Raw genomic sequence first — 17064 nt, forward strand, 5'->3', positions numbered from 1 at the left:
CCGTTCGCCAGAACCGGTGTAGAGTTTTTAAACACTGCATCTCTAAAAGGACACCGGCATCATGTTAAGCATCCTGGGCAAGACAACCTCGATCAACGTACGTAAAGTGCTCTGGACCTGCGAAGAAGCGGGTATCGAGTATCACCAGGAAGACTACGGCAGCGGTTTTGCCTCCACGCAAACCGCTGCCTTCCGCGCTCTGAATCCCAACGCCATGGTTCCCGTGCTGCTCGATGACGAGTTCGTCCTCTGGGAATCTAACGCAATCTGCCGTTATCTGGCACGTAAAGCCGGCCGTGAGGATCTCCTGCCAACGGAACCGCAGGCCTGCGCCAACGTCGAACGCTGGATGGACTGGCAGGCAAGCGAATTCAACAATGCCTGGCGGTATGTCTTTCCGGCACTGGGACGCAATAACCCGGACTATAACGACCCGGAGCGTATTGCCGCCGGAATTAAAGCGTGGAACTACTGCATCGCTATTCTGGAGGAGCAGTTGCAACGCACTGCAGCCTATACGGCGGGCGAGGTGTTTACCCTTGCAGACGTGGTACTTGGTCTTTCGGTGAACCGCTGGAAAATGACGCCATTTGATAAGCCTGATGTGCCGGCAATTAACGCCTGGTTCGAACGACTTAATCAGCGACCGGCATTTTTACGTCACGGGAATAACGGTATGGTGTAAGTTTTCAGCCCACACACATTCAGCAAGGATATTTTATTTAATTACAAAACCCTGAATGCCGTTATCAGGAATAATAATTAAGCAATATCCTGGACAGCCCCTTGCACCGCTTTGCTAGCCTGAATAGTCAGGCAAAGCTCAACCCGGAGGTATTCTTGCTGATTAAACTCAAAAAAGAACGAACGCATCAGGAGGATCGCCTGCTCGCACTCTGGCTGGCGACCTCTGCAGGCTTGCTCAACGCCATCGCCCTCGGGGCATTTGGCTTTTTTCCCTCCCATATGACCGGCAATACCTCCCAATTATCCAGCGAAGTTTCCTCTACCGATCTGAATGATATTTTGTTCTTTGGCACCCTTATTCTGTCTTTTGTTGCCGGCGCAATCATGGCCCGTATCATCGTGTTATGGGGGATTATCCATAATATCAGGCTGGTTTTTTGCCAGATACTGTTGGTCGAGGGATTATTACTGACCGGCGTTTCCTGTTACGAGATGTATTTCCATGCCCTCACGACTAACCGTGAAATTATTATCTTTCTTTGTGGTCTGATGGGGATTCATAATTCAACATCGACCCAGCTTTCCGGCGGCCGGGTAAGATCAACCCATATTACCGGCACGCTGACGGACGCGGGAATATCCCTGGCCTCGGTCCTGGTGGCGATGCTCCGCCGGGATTATTCTAAAGATACGGCAGCGCAAAAAAGTCAGCTTAAAACCCACTTAACCACCATTTTCTCGTTTATTACCGGCGGTATCGCCGGGCTGCTCCTGTTCAGGTGGATTGGGTTTAACGCCATGCTGGCGCTTGGGGTAATGCTCGTCGTTGTCGCCGCCTTTTCCATCATCAGCACCTCAGTGCGCGTTCGCCGGGTGCGCGCCGCCTTCAGCCGATAATGAGGGTCGCAGGCGTGAGGAGACGCTCACGCCATGTGACACTGTCACATTTTAAATTACGCTTTAGGACAATTCTGTCTGCCCCACAGCCAGCCCTTGCTCCATAAGGCTTAACCTAAGGTTGTCACTAATTTCATAGGGTTACTGATTTTCCCCCTTCGCTGGAACCCATCCCAAACGCTTGCTATAGGTCAACTACCCCTGCCGAAACATGGCATAACAACAGGCAACCCGTGGTTGCTATAACGCATGCGCACAGGGAGACACATCGCAATGCACCCATTACTCAAACGTTCGCTGCTTTTTGTCGGCGCCATTATTGTGGTCGTTGCCCTCCTCACCTGGGGAATTGGGCTGGATACAATTAAGGCGCGTCAGGTTGACCTGATTTACCTCGGGCAACAGCATTTAATCCTGGTATTCTCATCCATGTTCTTTGCCCTGCTGATAGGTATTCCCAGCGGCATTTTGTTGAGCCGCCCGTCAGCACGCGGTATCGCTGAATACGTGATGCAGATCTTTAACGTCGGTAATACCCTGCCGCCGCTGGCCGTTCTGGCGCTGGCAATGGTGGTGATTGGTATCGGTGATACGCCTGCGATTATCGCCCTGTTCCTCGCCTCGCTGCTGCCGATAGTGCGAAACACCTATGCCGGACTGTGCTCGGTTCCGGCGTCGTTACTGGAAGCGGCTAATGGCATTGGGATGACGAAATGGCAGCGTCTGCGCCAGGTCGAACTTCCCAACGCCTGGCCGGTAATGCTCTCCGGGATCCGCATTGCCACCGCCATCAACGTGGGTACCGCCCCGCTGGCCTTCCTGATTGGTGCCAGCAGCTACGGCGAACTGATTTTTCCCGGTATCTACCTCAACGACTTCCCGACGCTGATCCTCGGCGCGGCGGCCACCGCCCTGTTTGCTCTGATCCTCGACACCCTGCTGGCTGCGCTGGGTCGCGTGATGAGTCCACATCTCGCTCGATAACAATAACAAGGAGCTTTTATGAGACTGATATCCAGCCTGACGGCGCTGTGTGCCGCGGCACTGTTCACCAGCCAGGCGATAGCGGCCCCGCTGATCCTGGCGACCAAGAGCTTTACCGAGCAGCACATTCTCTCGGCCATGACCGTCCAGTATCTGCAAAAGAAGGGATTTCAGGTCCAGCCACAGACCAATATTGCCACGGTCATTTCCCGCAACGCGATGATCAACAAACAAATTGATATGACCTGGGAGTACACCGGCACGTCGTTAATCATTTTTAACCACATCAACAAGCGCATGTCGCCACAGGAGTCTTACGAGACGGTGAAACGCCTGGACGCGAAGCACGGTCTGGTATGGCTCAACCCCGCCGATATGAACAATACCTACGCCTTCGCCATGCAGCGTAAACGCGCCGAAGCGGAACACATCAACACCATGTCTGAAATGGTCGCAAAGATTGAGCAGATCCGTAAAACCGATCCGGATAAAAACTGGCTGCTGGGTCTGGACCTCGAATTTGCCGGACGCAGCGACGGGATGAAACCGCTGCAGGCGGCATACAACATGGAACTGGATCGCCCGCAGATCCGCCAGATGGACCCGGGCCTGGTCTATAACGCGGTGCGGGACGGTTTCGTCGATGCCGGGCTTATCTATACCACCGACGGGCGGGTAAAAGGCTTCGACCTGAAGGTGCTGAAAGATGATAAAGGCTTCTTCCCGAGCTATGCGGTCACTCCCGTGGTGCGTAAAGACACCCTTGACGCCAATCCGGGTCTGAAAGAGGCGCTGAATACTCTCTCCGCCCAGCTCAATAACGACGTTATCACCGAACTGAATAAGAAGGTGGATATCGACCATCAGTCACCGCAGCAGGTCGCCCGTGATTTCCTGCGTAGCAAACAGTTGCTGTAGGAGGCGCTATGGAGACGATTCACTACATTCTGGATAACTGGGACTATCTGTTAACCCTGACGCTGCAACACCTGTGGCTGGTGGCGCTGGCGGTTGGGCTAGCCATACTCATCGGCGTCCCTCTGGGGATTTTGATTGTCCGCCACAAATGGCTGGCGACGCCGGTGCTGGGGATTGCCACCATCGTGCTGACAATACCGTCCATTGCGCTGTTTGGCCTGATGATCCCGCTCTTTTCGCTGATCGGTCAGGGCATTGGTGCCCTGCCCGCTATCACGGCGGTGTTTCTCTACTCGTTGCTGCCAATTGTGCGTAATACCCATACCGCGCTGGACAGCCTGCCGCCGGGCCTGCGTGAAGCCGGACGCGGTATCGGGATGACCTTCTGGCAGCGTTTGCGCTGGGTTGAAATCCCGATGGCACTGCCGGTGATTTTTGGCGGCATCCGCACCGCCGTCGTGATGAACATCGGCGTGATGGCCATTGCCGCAGTGATTGGCGCTGGCGGTCTTGGCCTGCTGCTGCTTAACGGCATCGGCGGTAGCGATATTCGTATGTTAATTGCGGGTGCACTGATGATCTGTCTTTTAGCGATTGTGCTCGACTGGCTGCTGCATCGTCTGCAGGTCGTTCTGACTCCAAAGGGGATACGATAATGATAAAACTGGAAAACCTCACCAAACAATTTTCACAGAAACACGGCCAGAGCGTTAAGGCCGTCGACAACGTCAACCTCAACGTGCCTGAAGGGGAAATGTGCGTCCTCCTCGGCCCGTCAGGCTGTGGGAAAACCACCACCCTGAAGATGATTAACCGTCTGATCGCACCAAGCAGCGGCACGATCCTGATTAACGGTGAAGACACCAGCGGGATGGATACCGTGACCCTGCGCCGCAATATTGGCTACGTTATTCAGCAGATTGGTCTGTTCCCGAACATGACCATTGAGGAAAACATCACCGTGGTGCCGCGCATGCTGGGCTGGGATAAAGCCCGATGTAAAACCCGCGCTGAAGAGCTGATGGATATGGTGGCCATGGACCCGCATAAATTTCTCAACCGCTATCCGCGTGAAATGTCCGGCGGTCAGCAGCAGCGTATCGGCGTGATCCGCGCCCTGGCGGCGGATCCTCCGGTACTGCTGATGGATGAACCGTTCGGTGCGGTGGACCCGATAAACCGCGAGGTGATCCAGAACCAGTTCCTGGAGATGCAGCGTAAACTGAAAAAGACCGTGATGCTGGTCAGCCATGACATCGACGAGGCCCTGAAGCTTGGGGATCGTATCGCCGTCTTCCGCCAGGGGCGTATTGTCCAGTGCGCCAGCCCGGACGAACTGCTGGCAAAACCGGCGAATGAGTTCGTCGGCTCGTTTGTCGGCCAGGACCGTACGCTCAAGCGTCTGCTGCTGGTATCGGCAGGTGATGTCACCGACCAGCAACCGACCCTCACCGTGCGGGGCTCTACCCTGCTTTCTGAGGCCTTTGCAACCATGGATGACAACGATATTCGCGCCATTACCGTCGTGGACGATCGGGGTAAACCGCTGGGCTTTGTGAAGCGTCGGGAAGCGCGTAATGCCAGCGGCACCTGTGCCGATATCCTGCATCCGTTCCGTATGACCGGCAAAGCGGAGGATAACCTGCGCGTGGTGCTTTCACGGTTGTATGAGAGCAACACCAGCTGGATGCCGATTGTCGACGAAGAGGGCCGCTATAACGGTGAGATCTCGCAGGATTATATTGCCGAGTATCTCAGCTCCGGCCGTACGCGCCGGGCGCTGAATATTCACAGCGAGAGTTAAGCGAAAACACTCCGCCGGGCGGGCCAGACGTATGGCGCTGACCTGCCCGGCGACACGCTCCCCCACAGCGCATTTGCTCAGGCCGACACGGTTCATCGCACGCATACCTTTTGCTAACCCCGCGATTTCCCCTCACAATATTGTATCTCCCACGTTTAATTGCGGCCCATGCAACGTCTTCACGCTTATCCCGACATCCGCGCGATGTTTCGCAGACTTCTGATTGCCACCCTTACCGGCATACTGGCCGCGCTGGCCGTCGCGGTGTTCCGCCACAGCATGTATCTGCTGGAGTGGCTGTTTCTCAGTAACAACAGCGGCAGTCTGGTGAATGCCGCGGCGGCGTTATCTCCGTGGCGTCGCGCGTTGACGCCCGCGCTGGGAGGGCTGGCGGCGGGGTTACTGTTGTGGGGATGGCAGCGGCTTACGGCGCAACGTCCTCATGCGCCGACAGATTATATGGAAGCACTGGAGACGGGCGACGGCCAGTTTGATTATGGCTCGAGCCTCGTAAAATCCCTTGCGTCACTGCTGGTTGTCTCCAGCGGGAGCGCCATCGGCCGCGAAGGTGCCATGATCCTGCTTGCGGCGCTGGCCGCCTCCTTTTTCGCCCAACGCTTTACGCCGAAATCCGAATGGAAATTATGGATTGCCTGCGGAGCCGCGGCCGGGATGGCCAGCGCCTATCACGCGCCCCTGGCCGGCAGCCTGTTTATTGCCGAAATTCTGTTTGGCACGCTGATGCTGGCCTCGCTCGGGCCGGTGGTGATTGCGGCGGTGGTAGCCCTGCTTACCACGCGACTCTTAGCGCCCGGTGCCGGTACGCTCTATGACGTCCATCTGAGTGGCCTACTCAGTGCGGCAGATTATGGCCTGCTTGTCGTGACAGGCCTGCTGGCGGGCCTGTGCGGACCGCTGCTGATGTGGCTAATGGCGTTCTGCCATTCGTTATTTCTGCGTCTCAGGCTCTCGCCGCCCTGGCAACTGGCGCTCGGCGGAGCGATCGTCGGGCTGCTGTCGCTCCTGACGCCTGACGTGTGGGGGAATGGCTACAGCGTGGTTCAGGCTTTTCTGCTCTCCCCACCGCTGCTGTCCGTGATAGCAGGTGTATTTATCTGTAAATTACTGGCGGTACTGGCAAGCAGTGGTTCTGGCGCGCCGGGCGGGGTTTTCACACCGACGTTGTTTGTCGGCTTGGCGACAGGAATGCTGTTTGCACAACTCTTCGGGCTGTGGTTTCCGGGGTCTGAAACGGTGATTTTGCTGGGGCTGGCAGGCATGGCGACGTTACTCGCCGCGACGACCCATGCGCCCATTATGTCTGCGTTGATGGTCTGTGAAATGACCGGGCAGTATTTTTTGCTGCCCGGTTTGCTGATTGCCTGCGTGATCGCGTCCGTCTTCTCGCGGACGTTACGCCACGACTCGATCTACGGACAACATGCGACCGAGGGAAGAGAGATCGATGTACTGCGCTAATTCACGCTGTTCGGCACGTGGCAGATAAGGCAGCTCGCCCACCAACGGTCCCGGCAGTTTTTTGCTCAGCACGTCGATGATTTCCGCGTAGTGCGCCAGGCCCGGGTTGATACGGTTTGCGACCCAGCCAATCAACGGCAATCCGTCATTGGCAATCGCCTGCGCCGTCAGAAGCGCATGGTTGATGCACCCTTCCTGAATACCGACCACCATGATCACCGGCAGTTGCTCCTGCACCACCCACTCAGAAAGCGGGCGCAGATCGTTCATCAGGCTGCGCCATCCGCCGGTACCTTCCACCACGACATGATCGGCCATCTCGCTCAGGTTCGCCAGACCGTCGGACAACAGGGTGTAATTAATCAGACCGCTGTGCGCCACGCTGCTTTCATCTTCGCTTAAGGCAATGGGATTGATCGCGTGATATGGCAGTTCCAGTGACGAGACGCTTTGTAACACCAGGGCGTCTTTATTCCGCAATCCTTCGGGCGTCTCTTTACTGCCTTTTGCGACCGGTTTGTACCCTGCAACGCGTTTACCGCTTGCTGCCAGAGCCTGTAGCAACGCGCGGGATACAACGGTCTTGCCGACAGAGGTATCTGTACCCGTAACAAAGAAACGCTTAAGCATGACTCATTCCACCTCTTGGGTATGCTTCGAAAATATAAACCAGAGAAATAATTCAGTGGGGGAAGTCTACGGGATGCGTGCGCTACCCAGCTTGAGATAGCGCAATTTTTCGTACATCTGCGGAAAAGAGTTAACCCTGTAACAGGCGGATCAGCAGCGAGCCGTTATACATGGCGTCCTTGACCAGGGCTGCACCAGCCATGGTGCCCTGATTGGAAAACTGGGTGCTTTCCACGGCAATATTTTTGCTGTAGGCCGGGAGCGCCTGTTGATGAATACAGGCCGAGATAGCCGGGAAGAGGATTTCCGCCGCCTGACTCAGCGGTGAGCCAATCAGGATTTTTTGCGGGTTGAAGAGATTCACCATAATGGCCAGAATGCGGCCAACGTTATTCCCCACTCCGGTAATAATATCCTTTGCCAGCAGATCCCCCTGACGCGCTGCGGCGCAGAGTGAATCGACGGTCAACGGTTGTCCGTGTAGCGAAGAGCTCATGGACTGGCTGAGCCTGACCTGCGCCAGCTCCAGCACGCTTTCCACGCTGGCGATGGTTTCCAGACAGCCATGGTTGCCGCAGTAACAGCGCTTGCCGTAGGGATCGACCTGCGTGTGGCCGATTTCGACCAGGCTACTGCTTCCGGCATGCAGAAGGCGTCCGTCGGTGATGACGCCCGCCCCGACGTTATGGTCAATCACCACCTGAATCACGTCCCTTGCGCCGCGGGATGCGCCAAACAGCGCCTCCGCCATCGTCCAGGCGCTGATGTCATGCTGAATATAGACCGGCACGCCGGTGTGATTTTTCAGCACCTCGCCCAGCGGCATCTCTTTAACATCGTCGTAGAACGGCATGCGGTGCACGATTCCATTTTCGGTATCAATAATACCCGGCATGGTGATCGCAATGGCCGTTAAGCGTTCAAGGCGTTGCTGATGGCGAATAAAGAAGTGATCGATATGGGTGACAATGACATCGAGGAGCGATTGTTCAGCCTTGAGCGGCAGTTCCAGCCGGTCTTCTACCACCAGCTTGCTGCTTAAATCGCGCAGGGCAAGGAAGATCTCTCCCCGGCTAATGCGCAGTGACAGGTAGTGCCACGCTTCGGTCTCCACCACCAGGCCGACCGCCGGACGGCCGCGGCTGCCCGGCTCCTGAATTTCCGTCTCCTGGACCAGGTGGGCTTCCAGCATTTCACGAACAATCTTGGTAATACTGGCAGGTGCCAGTTGTGCCAGGCGCGAAAGATCGATACGCGAAACCGGGCCAAGCTGATCAATCAGGCGATAAACCGCGCCAGCGTTGGTCTGCTTAATCTGATCAATGTGCCCTGGCTGACTATCAGCAACCACCTCGTACTCCCTTATTTTCGAGCATCGAAATAAACTGTGGGCTATGGTGAAGCACTTCAATGGCCGTCGTCAAATATTTACTTAGCCATGTGATTTACTGCACATTTTTACCCCCTTTTCCCTCTAAATATCGTTCTGCAGAGGCGCTTAACAGCTGTGCTTTAAACCGCTGCGCTGCATGGCTCTGCTCATGATGTTTCGACCATACCAGCCACATTTCCGAAACAGCATCGTCTTCGGCGATAGCAACCCAGCGCATTTCACGCAATTGTACCCGTTTAAACGAGGCCGGAAGAATAGAGACGCCCAGCCCCGCCGCGACCAGACCAATGATGGTCATCGCTTCCCCGACTTCCTGCGTAATGATCGGGGCAAGATCGTAGCGTCGTAACAGGCCCAGAATATCGTCGTACAGACCGGTACCTACCTGCGGGTCGAAAAAAACAAACGGCTCTTTTGCCAGCTCTGCCAGCGTGACCGCCGAACGCGAGGCGAGCGGATGATCATGCGGGATCATTGCCATCAACGGTTCGCGCAGAATAACCTGCCACGCCAGCGTATCCGGGAGTTGGGTGTTACGCATCAGACCTAAATCAAGAGAACCTTCATTCAGCGGAGCGATTTGCTCGCGGGTATTAATTTCGCGCGTCTGAATATGCACATCCGGAAAATGCCGGCGAAACGACGACAGGGTCTGTGAAACAGCGCTGATAAACGGTGCAGACGAGGTAAACCCAATCCGCAACTCTCCGGTTTCTCCGAGATAAAGCCGCTCTGCCCGGGCTGCCGCCTCATCCACCATACTAAGAATTTGTCGGCTGTCGGCCAGAAATTGCTTCCCGGCCGCCGTCAGGCTCACGCTGCGGTTGGTCCGTGCCAGAAGGCGCGCCCCGACCTGTTGCTCAAGGATCTGGATCTGCTGGCTTAGCGGGGGTTGTGAGATATTCAGTCTTGCCGCCGCGCGGCCAAAATGAAGCTCTTCAGCGACGGCGACAAAGTAGCGCAGATGACGCAGTTCGATATTCATATTTTTAAAGTATCATTTGAGATTATTAATATATTAGACAGAATATTTACATTTTCCTACTCTGATCGTGTGGTCATACCCGTCACCCGAAACCACGGGGATGTTTAAGCAAGGACATTGTGTGAGTCGTACATCTACCATTGATATCGATCCGGCCAGAGATATTGATGATTTACCCGCAGCATCGCAGCCGGTTCAGTTCATTAAACGTGGTACCCCCCAGTTCATGCGCGTCACGCTGGCGCTTTTCTCAGCGGGTCTGGCAACCTTCGCCCTGCTCTATTGTGTTCAGCCGATCCTGCCCGTTCTTTCCCATGAATTTGGCGTATCGCCTGCCAGCAGCAGTATTTCGCTCTCCATCTCTACCGGCATGCTGGCGATTGGTCTGCTTTTCACCGGGCCACTTTCCGACGCCATTGGCCGTAAACAGGTGATGGTTACCGCCCTGATGCTGGCTTCGATTTGTACGTTACTCTCCACGATGATGACCAGCTGGCACGGTATCCTGGTGATGCGCGCGTTAATTGGGTTATCCCTGAGCGGCGTGGCGGCGGTCGGGATGACCTATCTCAGCGAAGAGATCCACCCGAGCTTTGTCGCCTTCTCTATGGGGCTGTACATCAGCGGGAACTCGATTGGCGGAATGAGTGGACGTCTGCTGAGCGGGGTGTTTACGGACTTCTTTAACTGGCGTATTGCGCTGGCGGTGATCGGCTGCTTTGCCCTTGCGTCTGCGCTGATGTTCTGGAGAATCCTTCCGGAATCACGTCATTTTCGTTCCACCTCCCTGCGCCCGAAAACGCTGTTTATCAACTTCCGTCTGCACTGGCGTGACAAAGGGTTGCCGCTGCTGTTCCTGACCGGCTTTCTGCTGATGGGCTCATTCGTTACGTTGTTTAACTATATCGGCTATCGCCTGATGCTCTCCCCGTGGCACCTGAGCCAGGCGGTGGTGGGTTTGCTCTCTGTGGCGTATCTCACCGGCACGTGGAGTTCACCTAAAGCCGGAGCGATGACGGCCCGCTTTGGACGCGGTCCGGTTATGCTGGTCTCTACGGCCGTCATGCTGCTCGGCCTGTTGATGACCCTTTTCGCCTCCCTGTGGCTTATCTTCGCCGGAATGCTGCTTTTCTCTGCCGGTTTCTTCGCCGCTCACTCGGTGGCCAGCAGCTGGATTGGCCCGCGCGCTCGCCGGGCCAAAGGCCAGGCGTCGTCTTTGTATCTGTTCAGCTATTACCTCGGTTCCAGCTTTGCGGGGACGCTGGGTGGGGTGTTCTGGCATAACTATGGCTGGAACGGCGTGGGCAGTTTTATTGCGCTGATGCTCTGCGGGGCGCTGTTGGTAGGGACCCGTTTACACCAGCGGCTGCACTGATTCAGGGTTTGAAATCGAGCGTGTAGTTTTCCCCGATACGCTCATCAGGTACCACTGGGAGCACATGATCGTCACTGGCAGACTTTAAGGCCGCAATGGCGGCCTTACACAGTTCAGGATCGCTGCCTTTTACCACCTGAATGTCGGTCACATAGGTCGCGCCTTTAGGCTGGTGAATCTTTAACGAGCAGAGCTTCCCTTCATACTGCTCTGTGGTTGTCATCCTTTGTTTCACTGTTTCCACATACGCAAACGCCCATGCGTGCGCGGAGTCTTCTTTGGTGTTGAACGGGATCACGTCATGATGATGTGTCTGGCACCCCGTCAGCAACACTGCAATCCCTACACTCACAACCTTGTTCATTTTCCATCCGGCAGTCGTTTTTTTTAGGGTTATAACACAGCGTTACTGAACGAAATAGCACCAAACTCTAAGGGGTAATGGCTTGGATTCAGGTGGGAATTTTGATACTACTCACTCTTCATGCCTGAAACATCGCCTTGCAAAGAGAAAACGAAATGAGCGAAAACAGCCACTACCAACAACTCACCCGCACCTTCCAGCGCCTCTCCCGTTTCTCCCACCTCTCCTCCATCGCCAGCTGGGATATGTTTACCATGATGCCGCCGGGAGGCAGTGCCGCGCGCGGTGAAGCGCTGGCCGAAATGAGCGTTCTGCAACACCAGATCCTGACCGATAAAAAGGTGGGTGAATGGCTGTCCGCCGCGACCGGTGAGGACCTGAATGATATTGAACAAGCCAACCTGCGTGAAATGACGCGTCATTACCAGCAGGCGTCGCTGTTGCCGGAAGCGCTGGTGGAAGCCAAATCGCTGGCAGGCAGCAAATGTGAGCACGCCTGGCGTACTCAGCGCCCGGCCAATGACTGGCAGGGGTTTGCCGCCAACCTGAAAGAGGTCGTCAAACTGAGCCGTGAGGAGGCTCGCCTGCGTGCTGAAGCCAAAGGCTGCAGCCCTTACGACGCGCTGCTGGATATTTTCGAGCCGGACATGACCAGCGCGCGCCTGGACGTACTGTTCGCGGATATGAAATCCTGGCTGCCGGACCTGCTGGCAAACGTTGTGGAAAAACAGGCTCAGCAGTCGTTCGTTCCGCCGCAGGGTCCCTTCCCGACGGCAACGCAGCGTGAACTTGGGCTTGAAGCCATGAAGATGCTCGGCTTTGATTTTAACGGCGGTCGCCTGGACGTCAGTGCACACCCGTTCTGCGGTGGCGTGCCGGAAGATGTGCGCATCACCACGCGTTATGATGAGGACGAGCTGCTCAGCGCGCTGTTTGGCGTGATCCACGAAACCGGACACGCGCGCTACGAGCAAAACCTGCCACGAACGTGGGCCGGTCAACCTGTCGCGCTGGCCCGTTCAACGGCGATCCACGAATCCCAGAGCCTGTTCTTTGAGATGCAGCTGGGGCGCAGCGACGCTTTCCTTAAACATCTCCTCCCTGCGGTTCACGCCCGTTTTGGCAGTCAGGCGGCGTTCAGTGAAGAGAACTTTATTGCCTGGAACCAGCGCGTGAAACCGGGCTATATCCGCGTCGATGCCGACGAAGTCAGCTACCCGGCACATGTGGTGCTGCGCTATGAAATTGAACGTGCGCTGATCAATGGCGATATCGAGGTGGATGACATTCCGGCACTGTGGGATGAGAAAATGCAGGCCTGGCTCGGGTTATCAACCAAAGATAACTACCGCAACGGCTGTATGCAGGACATTCACTGGACCGACGGCGGTTTTGGCTACTTCCCGTCCTACACGCTCGGCGCGATGTACGCCGCGCAATTGTTCCATGCGGCCAAAACGGCGCTGCCAGGTCTGCAGTCCTCCATCGCTGAGGGCGATTTCTCCGCCCTGTTTGACTGGCTGCGTCAGAACATCTGGCAGCACGGTAGCCGCTTCACCACTTCGCAACTGATTACCCAGGCGACGGGTGAAGACCTGAATATCCGTTACTTCCGCGAGCATTTGACGTCCCGTTATCTGTAATCCAGCGGCCGGAGTACGCTCCGGCCGTTTTCCTTTTGCGCACCCTGTACCGCCCTTTGTACATTCCGTTACACGCCGATACCAATCACTCACGGAAACCCCGAATTTACAGGGATATAGTTCTTTCAACGGCCCCGCAGTGGGGTTAAATGAAAAACCAAATTCGAGGGTATGAACATGAAAAAAGTATTAGCTCTGGTTGTTGCCGCTGCTATGGGTCTGTCTTCTGCTGCGTTTGCTGCTGAAACCACTGCTGCACCGGCTGCTGCTGCGCCAGCTGCAACAACGACTGCTGCTCCGGCAAAAACCGTACACCACAAGAAACACCATAAAGCCGCTAAACCTGCTGCAGAGCAAAAAGCCCAGGCTGCTAAAAAACACCACAAAAAAGCCGTTAAACAAGATGCCGCTAAACCGGCTGTAGAGCAGAAAGCGCAGGCCGCTAAAAAGCACCACAAAAAAGCGACCAAACCTGCTGTAGAACAGAAAGCCCAGGCCGCTAAAAAGCATCACAAAAAAGCAGTAAAACACGAAGCTGCTAAACCAGCTGCACAGCCAGCTGCGTAAGAGTACAAGCTTAACCGTGCCTTTCGGGGCACGTTGGTAAACCGGCGCTGAACCGGAAAGGTCCAGCGCCGTTTTTTTTATCCGGAGGGCGTATGCTGCGGCGCTATCGGTTTGAGCTGATTCTTATCCTGCTTATTTTATGCGCGCTCATCGCAAGCCATTTTTATCTTTCCTGATCGTAGCACGCTGATTTTACTCCCACTTTAGCGCTGTCCCGTCTATAGTATTTTCATAGGGTTCACTTTTAATAATCATAATTGCCCCCACCAGAGTGTGATATGCGTAAATCTGTTGTGTTGTTACTGGGAACGTTTGGTCTTTTTTCTGGATTCTCACATGCGGATGATGGCGGTGATGAAACCATTAGCGCGAAAGAGCTTAAAACGCTGTTTTTCGGTCATGACGATCGTACGCGCGTCGCCGATCCTACCCAGGCACCCTGGGACGCTATCGGGCAACTGGAAACCGCCAGCGGTAATTTATGTACCGCTACGCTGATTACCCCGCAACTTGCCCTGACGGCAGGCCACTGCCTGCTGACACCGCCAGACGGCAAGCCAGACAAAGCCGTTGCCCTGCGATTTGTGTCGCAAAAAGGGATGTGGCGTTATGAAATTCACGGTATTGAGGGACGGGTTGATGCTTCTCTCGGCAAACGTCTGAAGCCTGACGGTGACGGCTGGATAGTGCCTCCGTCAGCGGCATCCTGGGATTTTGGCCTGATCATTTTGCGCTACCCGCCTTCTGGCATTACCCCGCTTCCGTTATTTGACGGAGACAAAGCCGCGCTCACTGCCGCACTGAAAGCCGCCGACCGTAAGGTGACGCAATCAGGCTACCCCGTCGATCATCTGGACGCGCTGTACACCCACACGGACTGTATTGTCACAGGATGGGCGCAAAACAGCGTGCTCTCACATCAGTGCGATACGTTACCCGGTGACAGCGGCTCGCCGCTGATGTTAAAAACGGATAACGGCTGGCAGCTGATTGGTGTTCAAAGCTCTGCGCCAGCGGCAAAAGACAGATGGCGAGCAGATAACCGGGCCTTAGCCGTGACCGGTTTTCGTGACAAGCTGGAAGCACTGGCGCAGCAGTAACTCAGCACTGTCTGACCTGACGTAACGCCCTGATTGATTCAATCGGCATCGGCTGGCTGAACCAGAATCCCTGCAGCTGATCGCAGCCAGCCAGCCGTAACAATTTCATCTGCTTTTCGTTTTCCACCCCTTCAGCGACCACCGCCATGCCCAGGGCATTGGCGATCCTCACCGTGCCGCTCACCAGCGCCGCTGCCTGCTCATCGTTGTCCACCAGCCCGGCCAGTGATTTATCGATCTTAATGGTGTCGAAATTAAAACGCCGCAAATAGCCAATACTCGAATAGCCCGTGCCAAAATCATCCAGCGCCACCGCGGTGCCCAGTGCTTTAAGGTTGGCAATCGCCGTGCGGGCACGCTCGGGGTTTTCCAGCACATAGGTCTCCGTGACTTCGAGCTGGAGTCGCCTGGCCGGGAAACGGGTGCTTTCCAGAACCCAGGCCTTCGAATTCAGGGTCGCGAAACTGCGCCGGGGAGATATTAACGGAGAGCTTCAATTCGCTGTACGGCTCCAGATCCTGGCAGGCACGCTGCAAAACAAACTGACCCAGTTTGTAAATCAGCCCACTCGTTTCCGCAATGGAAATGAAGGTATCTGGACCGAGTTCGCCTTCCGGACGACGCGGCCAGCGAACCAGCGCTTCCACACTGCTCATTTTCTGACTGCGGGCGTCAATAATCGGCTGGTACCAGACCTCAAACTCGTCTCGCTCCAGTCCGTTACGGATCTGGTTTTCAATCGCAAGCTTGCGTTCCCGGGCGTTATTCAGCGCCGCGTCATAGTGGGTGACACGCCCTTTCCCGCTAATTTTGGAATGGTACATGGCGATATCGGCGCGGCGAAACAGCTCGGAACTGGTGCATTCAATCAGGGTTCCGCTGGCAATCCCGATGCTGGCACCGATATGAATGGTGCGCTCCCCCAGACGAATGGGGGTATTGAGAAAATCCAGTACCGATTCAGCAAAGGTGGTCGCCAGCGCTTCTGCCCCTTCACCGCCGATGGTCATGGCAAACTCATCGCCTCCCATGCGCGCCAGCATCCCGCCCGGTGGAACGCATTCATTCAGCGTTTTGGCGATGGTCACAATGAGATCGTCACCGACGCTGTGGCCGTAGATATCGTTGACGTCCTTGAAGCCATCCAGATCGATAAACACCACGCTTTTGACGTCAATATCGCCACGCAAACTCACACGGTCCAGCGCTTCAATGAGTGCGCGGCGGTTCGGCAGATGGCTTAGCCAGTCCGTTCTGGCGACCAGACGCGCCTGGCTTTCTCCGCGGGCCAGTTTGTACAGGCCCACGCAGCTCACCATAATGAACAGCAGGATCAGCACCGATGCCAGCACCACTATCTGCGTAATATCGGATGATGCGGCCCGGGCCGCCTGCGCGCCAGGAAGGCGTGCCTGCCAGTTGAGGTACCCCAGTAACTCCCCTGCAGAACTGCGCAGCGGCATACTCAGACTGTTGATTTTATCCGGGGTAAAGTTGAGGTTATCAATCTGAAAGGTCTGCCCCAGATCGGATAATATGCCGCCATTCAAATGGCGGGTAATCACCAGATAGCGGCGCGTACCGTCGTTAACCTGCAATCGCCCGATCATCGGTCGGATCAGCCCTATTCCGACAAACGCGACGCCGTGACGCGTTCGGGTGATCCCGGCATAAATATTCTTCTGGCTGGGTAATTCATGTCCGTGCTGCTGAATAAGCGCTTGCAGGCCTTTGCCAAAAAAGTCGAGATTCGTCTCCGCAAAAGGCTGGCTTTGAAACGATCCCCAGATGACGTTGAAATGCTCATCCAGCACGAAAGTGCCGTCATAGAGGTTATTGACTTTAAAGCCCGCTCCCCAGGTGTTGTATAACCATTCGGTATCGAGCTTTGGGCGGTAGACCTCGCGTACCGCATCGTCCCAGACGGCATTATCAATCACCAGGGTCGAGACACGGTTAACCGACGTTTGTATCGCACCCTGCACGGAAAGCGTGGTGCGGTGCTCGTCAATTTCATTGGTTTTGGTGCTGATCAGGTGCAGAGATAAATAGAGCAGCGCGACAATGGAGATGATTAAGCCGATCCCCGCCATGAAGATCATGGCGAACAATGTTCTCGCGGTGGGAATATTGCGCCAGCTTAATGTGCGATACATCAGCCATCCTCTTCAATGTTTTGCTTTTTTTAAGAGTAATACAGGCAGCGAATTTCGCTGCCTGTAAATAATGGCTTAACGT

Annotated in this window: 15 protein-coding genes and 1 pseudogene; 11 read left to right on the forward strand and 5 right to left on the reverse strand. The window is 55.5% G+C overall.

From position 1 onward, the window contains the following. Window positions 1-61 precede the first annotated feature (61 nt). The 7 genes from ACMVME_RS02815 to clcB all read left to right on the forward strand — a co-directional run bounded on the left by ACMVME_RS02815 (window position 62) and on the right by clcB (window position 6769). Entirely contained in the window at window positions 62-685 is a 624-nt protein-coding gene (locus tag ACMVME_RS02815; protein WP_047357365.1) for a glutathione S-transferase family protein, read from the forward strand. A gap of 155 nt (window positions 686-840) precedes the next feature. Further along, window positions 841-1584: a YoaK family protein gene (locus ACMVME_RS02820; RefSeq protein WP_068794564.1), complete on the forward strand. Its 744-nt coding sequence runs from the start codon at window positions 841-843 to the stop codon at window positions 1582-1584. Window positions 1585-1857: 273 nt separating this feature from the next. After that, window positions 1858-2568, forward strand: coding sequence for an osmoprotectant ABC transporter permease OsmY (gene osmY / locus ACMVME_RS02825; RefSeq protein ID WP_068794563.1), 711 nt, complete (start codon window positions 1858-1860; stop codon window positions 2566-2568). Window positions 2569-2586: 18 nt separating this feature from the next. Further along, window positions 2587-3486 (forward strand): osmoprotectant ABC transporter substrate-binding protein OsmX, encoded by a 900-nt coding sequence (gene osmX / locus ACMVME_RS02830; RefSeq protein ID WP_047955525.1) that lies wholly within the window; start codon window positions 2587-2589, stop codon window positions 3484-3486. A gap of 8 nt (window positions 3487-3494) precedes the next feature. Then, on the forward strand, window positions 3495-4142 hold the full coding sequence (gene osmW, locus ACMVME_RS02835) for an osmoprotectant ABC transporter permease OsmW (RefSeq protein WP_014169860.1): 648 nt from the start codon (window positions 3495-3497) through the stop codon (window positions 4140-4142). Continuing rightward, window positions 4142-5290, forward strand: a complete 1149-nt coding sequence (osmV, locus tag ACMVME_RS02840) for an osmoprotectant ABC transporter ATP-binding protein OsmV (protein ID WP_047357361.1) — start codon at window positions 4142-4144, stop codon at window positions 5288-5290. The genes osmW and osmV overlap by 1 nt, the downstream gene beginning before the upstream one ends. A gap of 168 nt (window positions 5291-5458) precedes the next feature. Further along, on the forward strand, window positions 5459-6769 hold the full coding sequence (gene clcB / locus ACMVME_RS02845; RefSeq protein ID WP_068794562.1) for a voltage-gated ClC-type chloride channel ClcB: 1311 nt from the start codon (window positions 5459-5461) through the stop codon (window positions 6767-6769). Here clcB and bioD read toward each other — a convergent pair. The 3 genes from bioD to ACMVME_RS02860 all read right to left on the reverse strand — a co-directional run bounded on the left by bioD (window position 6704) and on the right by ACMVME_RS02860 (window position 9777). Then, complete coding sequence (gene bioD / locus ACMVME_RS02850) at window positions 6704-7399, reverse strand: dethiobiotin synthase (protein ID WP_014169857.1); 696 nt, start codon at window positions 7397-7399, stop codon at window positions 6704-6706. The two genes, clcB and bioD, sit on opposite strands and share 66 nt — an antisense overlap. A gap of 130 nt (window positions 7400-7529) precedes the next feature. Then, complete coding sequence (mlc, locus tag ACMVME_RS02855) at window positions 7530-8750, reverse strand: sugar metabolism global transcriptional regulator Mlc (RefSeq protein WP_044857727.1); 1221 nt, start codon at window positions 8748-8750, stop codon at window positions 7530-7532. Window positions 8751-8844: 94 nt separating this feature from the next. Further along, a complete protein-coding gene (locus ACMVME_RS02860; RefSeq protein WP_044866430.1) occupies window positions 8845-9777 on the reverse strand; it encodes a LysR family transcriptional regulator in 933 nt (310 codons plus the stop codon). Window positions 9778-9898: 121 nt separating this feature from the next. Here ACMVME_RS02860 and ACMVME_RS02865 point away from each other — a divergent pair, with 121 nt between their 5' ends. Next, window positions 9899-11152: an MFS transporter gene (locus ACMVME_RS02865; RefSeq protein WP_049022299.1), complete on the forward strand. Its 1254-nt coding sequence runs from the start codon at window positions 9899-9901 to the stop codon at window positions 11150-11152. A 1-nt stretch (window position 11153) separates the two neighbouring features. Here the strand turns inward: ACMVME_RS02865 and ACMVME_RS02870 are convergent, their stop codons facing one another. After that, window positions 11154-11516 (reverse strand): cell envelope integrity protein TolA, encoded by a 363-nt coding sequence (locus ACMVME_RS02870; protein ID WP_104440207.1) that lies wholly within the window; start codon window positions 11514-11516, stop codon window positions 11154-11156. 155 nt (window positions 11517-11671) lie between these two features. On the opposite strand from ACMVME_RS02870, the gene ACMVME_RS02875 reads away from it, so the two are divergent. From ACMVME_RS02875 to ACMVME_RS02885, 3 genes are all read left to right on the forward strand, one after another. Continuing rightward, on the forward strand, window positions 11672-13159 hold the full coding sequence (locus ACMVME_RS02875) for a carboxypeptidase M32 (RefSeq protein WP_044866433.1): 1488 nt from the start codon (window positions 11672-11674) through the stop codon (window positions 13157-13159). Window positions 13160-13336: 177 nt separating this feature from the next. Further along, the gene (gene asr, locus ACMVME_RS02880) at window positions 13337-13726 is read left to right on the forward strand and encodes an acid resistance repetitive basic protein Asr (RefSeq protein ID WP_032670412.1); all 390 of its coding nucleotides are present in this window, start codon (window positions 13337-13339) and stop codon (window positions 13724-13726) included. A gap of 278 nt (window positions 13727-14004) precedes the next feature. After that, window positions 14005-14826, forward strand: coding sequence for a trypsin-like serine peptidase (locus tag ACMVME_RS02885; RefSeq protein WP_020884292.1), 822 nt, complete (start codon window positions 14005-14007; stop codon window positions 14824-14826). A 1-nt stretch (window position 14827) separates the two neighbouring features. Here ACMVME_RS02885 and ACMVME_RS02890 read toward each other — a convergent pair. Then, window positions 14828-16982: pseudogene (locus ACMVME_RS02890) on the reverse strand (EAL domain-containing protein). Window positions 16983-17064 lie beyond the last annotated feature (82 nt).

Origin of the sequence: Enterobacter cloacae complex sp. 2024EL-00711, assembly GCF_047529885.1 — a bacterium.
Lineage (GTDB): Bacteria > Pseudomonadota > Gammaproteobacteria > Enterobacterales > Enterobacteriaceae > Enterobacter > Enterobacter ludwigii.

Bases quoted from the DNA above. Each gene is read 5' to 3' on its own strand.
- clcB (WP_068794562.1), top strand. From the start codon at position 5,459: ATGCAACGTCTTCACGCTTATCCCGACATCCGCGCGATGTTTCGCAGA.
- osmY (WP_068794563.1), top strand. From the start codon at position 1,858: ATGCACCCATTACTCAAACGTTCGCTGCTTTTTGTCGGCGCCATTATT.
- ACMVME_RS02870 (WP_104440207.1), bottom strand. From the start codon at position 11,516: ATGAACAAGGTTGTGAGTGTAGGGATTGCAGTGTTGCTGACGGGGTGC.
- ACMVME_RS02860 (WP_044866430.1), bottom strand. From the start codon at position 9,777: ATGAATATCGAACTGCGTCATCTGCGCTACTTTGTCGCCGTCGCTGAA.
- asr (WP_032670412.1), top strand. From the start codon at position 13,337: ATGAAAAAAGTATTAGCTCTGGTTGTTGCCGCTGCTATGGGTCTGTCT.
- bioD (WP_014169857.1), bottom strand. From the start codon at position 7,399: ATGCTTAAGCGTTTCTTTGTTACGGGTACAGATACCTCTGTCGGCAAG.
- osmX (WP_047955525.1), top strand. From the start codon at position 2,587: ATGAGACTGATATCCAGCCTGACGGCGCTGTGTGCCGCGGCACTGTTC.
- ACMVME_RS02885 (WP_020884292.1), top strand. From the start codon at position 14,005: ATGCGTAAATCTGTTGTGTTGTTACTGGGAACGTTTGGTCTTTTTTCT.
- osmW (WP_014169860.1), top strand. From the start codon at position 3,495: ATGGAGACGATTCACTACATTCTGGATAACTGGGACTATCTGTTAACC.
- osmV (WP_047357361.1), top strand. From the start codon at position 4,142: ATGATAAAACTGGAAAACCTCACCAAACAATTTTCACAGAAACACGGC.
- ACMVME_RS02875 (WP_044866433.1), top strand. From the start codon at position 11,672: ATGAGCGAAAACAGCCACTACCAACAACTCACCCGCACCTTCCAGCGC.
- ACMVME_RS02815 (WP_047357365.1), top strand. From the start codon at position 62: ATGTTAAGCATCCTGGGCAAGACAACCTCGATCAACGTACGTAAAGTG.